This window comes from Pseudomonas sp. 1D4, from assembly GCF_001728925.1.
In the GTDB taxonomy this organism is placed as follows: Bacteria; Pseudomonadota; Gammaproteobacteria; order Pseudomonadales; family Pseudomonadaceae; genus Metapseudomonas; species Metapseudomonas otitidis.
On sequence record NZ_LXJQ01000106.1, the window covers coordinates 1 to 3914 of the forward strand.

General features: G+C 70.7%; 1 protein-coding gene. It reads left to right on the plus strand.

Annotated elements, in window-relative coordinates; all coding sequences use genetic code 11:
• Positions 1-3914 (plus strand): condensation domain-containing protein (locus tag A7D27_RS26660; RefSeq protein ID WP_139134204.1); only part of this gene is annotated, 3914 nt, incomplete at both ends.

Sequence of the window (3914 nt, forward strand, 5' to 3'; positions counted from 1 at the left end):
ATTCAGCTTCGACGTCTCGGTGTGGGAGTTCTTCTGGCCGCTGATGGAGGGCGCGCGCCTGGTCATGGCGCTGCCCGGCGACCACCGCGACCCGGCGCGCCTGGTGCAACTGATCACCGAGGAAGGCATCAGCACCTTGCACTTCGTGCCCTCGATGCTGCAGGCCTTCGTCGGGGATGAAAACGCCGCGCGCTGCACCTCGCTGCGCCGCATCGTCTGCTCCGGCGAGGCGTTGCCGGTGGAGCTGCAACGCCAGACGATGGCACTGCTGCCCCAAGCCGGCCTGTACAACCTCTACGGCCCCACCGAAGCGGCCATCGACGTCACCCACTGGACCTGCATCGAAGAAGGCAAGGACGCCGTGCCCATCGGCCAGCCCATCGCCAACCTGCAGACCTACGTGCTGGACGCCGAGCTGAACCCGGTGAGCCCCGGCGTCACCGGCGAGCTGTACCTGGGCGGCCTCGGCCTGGCGCGGGGCTATCACCGCCGCCCGGCGCTGACCGCCGAACGCTTCGTCACCAGCCCCTTCGGCGACGGCGAGCGCCTGTACCGCACCGGCGACCTGGCGCGCCAGCGCGAGGACGGGGTGATCGAATACGCCGGGCGCATCGACCACCAGGTGAAGATCCGCGGCCTGCGTATCGAACTGGGCGAGATCGAAGCCCGCCTGCAGGAGCAGGACGCCGTGCGTGAAGCCGTGGTGGTGGCCGCCGACGGCCCCAGCGGCAAGCAGCTGCTGGCCTACCTGGTGCCGGAGCCGGAGTCCCTGGCCCGTGCCGAGGCAGAAATCCAGGGCGGCTACCTGCAAGGCATCAAGGCACGCCTGCTGGAGGTGCTGCCGGACTACATGGTGCCGGCGCAGTGGGTGTTGCTGGAACGCATGCCGCTGTCGCCCAACGGCAAGCTGGACCGCAAGGCCCTGCCCAAGCCCGACCCGGCCCAGGCCCGCAGCGAATACCAGGCACCGCGCAACGAACTGGAGCAGCGCCTGGCGCTGATCTGGCAGGACGTGCTGCGCCTGGAACAGGTGGGCGTGGACGACAACTTCTTCGAACTGGGCGGGGATTCCATCATCTCCATCCAGATCGTCAGCCGCGCGCGCCAGGCGGGCATCCGCATCGCCCCGCGCGACCTGTTCCAGCACCAGAGCATCCGCCGCCTGGCCACCGTGGCGCAGTTGAGCGAAGCGCTGCAGGTGGACCAGGGGCCGGTGACCGGCGAGGCGCCGCTGCTGCCGATCCAGCAGGCGTTCTTCGCCACCGAGATCCCCAACCGCCACCACTGGAACCAGTCCCTGCTGCTGGCCCCGAGCGAGCCGCTGGACGCCGTGCTGCTGACTGGCGCCCTGGCCCAGTTGCTGCAGCACCACGATGCCCTGCGCCTGCGCTATCGCCAGGTCGAAGGGGCCTGGGTGCAGGCCCATGCCGAGGCGGCCGCCGCCGATGAGTTGCTCTGGTGCGGCCAGCTGGACAGCCTCGATGCACTGCCGGCCTTCTGCAGCGAGGTGCAGCGCAGCCTCGACCTGGCTGCCGGCCCCATGCTGCGCCTGGCCCTGATCGAACTGCCCGGTGGCGGGCAGCGGCTGTTGCTGGCGATCCATCACCTGGTGGTGGACGGCGTCTCCTGGCGCATCCTGCTGGAAGACCTGCAGACCGCGTACCGCCAACTGCAGGCCGGCGAAGCGTCGCGACTGCCGGCCAAGACCACGTCCTTCAAGGCCTGGGGCGAACACCTCGGCGCCCACGCCCGTTCCGAGGCCATGGCCGCCCAGCTCGGCTACTGGCAGGCGCTGCTGCAGGACGCGCCGGCGGACCTGCCGCGCGACAACCCGGCGGGCGCCCTGGACAACCGCCATGCCCGCAGCGTCGCCACCCGGCTGGACGCCACCCGCACCCGGCAATTGCTGCAGGACGCACCGGCCGCCTACCGCACCCAGGTCAACGACCTGCTGCTGACCGCCCTGGCCCAGGCCGTCTGCGCCTGGACGGGCGAGGCCTCGGCGCTGGTTCAGTTGGAAGGCCACGGCCGCGAGGACCTGTTCGACGACATCGACCTGTCGCGCACCGTCGGCTGGTTCACCAGCCTGTTCCCGGTGCGCCTGGAACCGGCTGCCGACATCGGCACCGCCATCAAGCACATCAAGGAGCAACTGCGCGCCACCCCGGACAAGGGTCTGGGCCACGGCCTGCTGCGCCACCTGGGCAGCGACGAGGCCCGTGCCGCGCTCGCCGGCCTGCCGCAGCCGCGCATCACCTTCAACTACCTGGGCCAGTTCGACGGCGACTTCGCCGAGGGCGCGCTCTGGGTGCCGGCCGAGGAGGGCCGTGGCGCCGGGCAGGACCCGCAGGCGCCCCTGGGTAACTGGCTCAGCGTCGATGGCCAGGTGTTCGGCGGCGAGCTGAGCCTGAACTGGACCTTCAGCGGCGAGGTGTTCGCCGAGGCCACCATCACCCGCCTGGCAGAGGCCTACCAGCAGGCGCTGGAGGCGCTGATCGAACACTGCTGCGACGCGCGCAACGCCGGCCTGACCCCCAGCGATGTGCCCCTGGCCGGGCTCGACCAGGCCCAACTGGACGCGCTGGCGCTGCCGGCCCGCGAAGTCGCCACCCTCTACCCGCTGTCGCCCATGCAGCAGGGCATGCTGTTCCACAGCCTGTACGAGGCCAGCGGGCGCACCTACGTCAACCAGATGCGCCTGGACATCCGTGGCCTTGACGTGGCGCGGTTCGCCAGTGCCTGGCAGCAGGCGGTCGACCGCCACGAGCTGCTGCGCGCCGGCTTCATCTGGGACGCGGGGCTGGACGCGCCGCGCCAGGTGATCCACCGCCAGGCGACCCTGGAAATCCGGGTGGAGGAGGGTGCCGACGCCACCGCCCTGGACGCGCGTGCCGCCCACGAGCTGGACCGTGGCTTCGATCTGGCAAGGCCGCCGCTGCTGAGGCTGTGCCTGCTGCGCACCGGCGACGACAGCCACCACCTGATCTACACCAGCCACCACATCCTCATGGACGGCTGGAGCAACTCGCGCCTGCTGGGTGAGGTGCTGCAGGCCTATGCCGGGCAGGACGTCGCCGCACCGGAAGGCCGCTACCAGGACTACCTCGCCTGGCTGCAGCGCCAGGACAGGGCCGCCAGCGAGCGCTTCTGGCTGGAGCAACTGGCGCCGCTGGAAGAACCGACCCGCCTGGCCCTGGCCTGTGGCCGCGTGGCCCACCCCGAGCCGGGGCAAGCGCTGCACAGCGCACGCCTGGACGCCGGGCAGACCCGCCGCCTGCAGGCCTTCGCCCGCCAGCAGCAGGTCACCCTCAACACCCTGGTGCAGTCGGCCTGGCTGCTCCTGCTGCAGCGCTACAGCGGCCAGCGCAGCGTGGCCTTCGGCGCCACGGTGTCCGGGCGCCCGGTGGAGCTGCTGGGCATCGAGCAGCAGCTTGGGCTGTTCATCAACACCCTGCCGGTGATCGCCACCCCGGACGGTGCCCTCAGCGTCGCCCAGTGGGCCCAGGCCGTGCAGGCGCAGAACCTGGCCCTGCGCGACCACGAGCACATGCCCCTGGCGGACGTGCAGCGCTTGGCCGGCCGCAACGGCGAAGCGCTGTTCGACACCCTGCTGGTGTTCGAGAACTACCCGGTTTCCGAAGCCCTGGAAGCGGCACCAGGCGGGCTGGGCTTCAGCAACCTCGGCTACAGCGAGCAGAGTGGCTACGCCCTGACCCTGATCGCCCAGGTGGGCGAGGAGCTGGAGCTGGCCTTCAACTACCTGACCGCGGACTTCGCCGAACCGAGCATCCGCCGCATCGCCGGTCAACTGGTGCACCTGCTGCTGCAGTTCATGGCGCAGCCGCAGCGTGCATTGGGCGAATTGCGCCTGCTGGAGGAGGACGACCACCGCCGGGTGGTGGAGCAGTGGAACG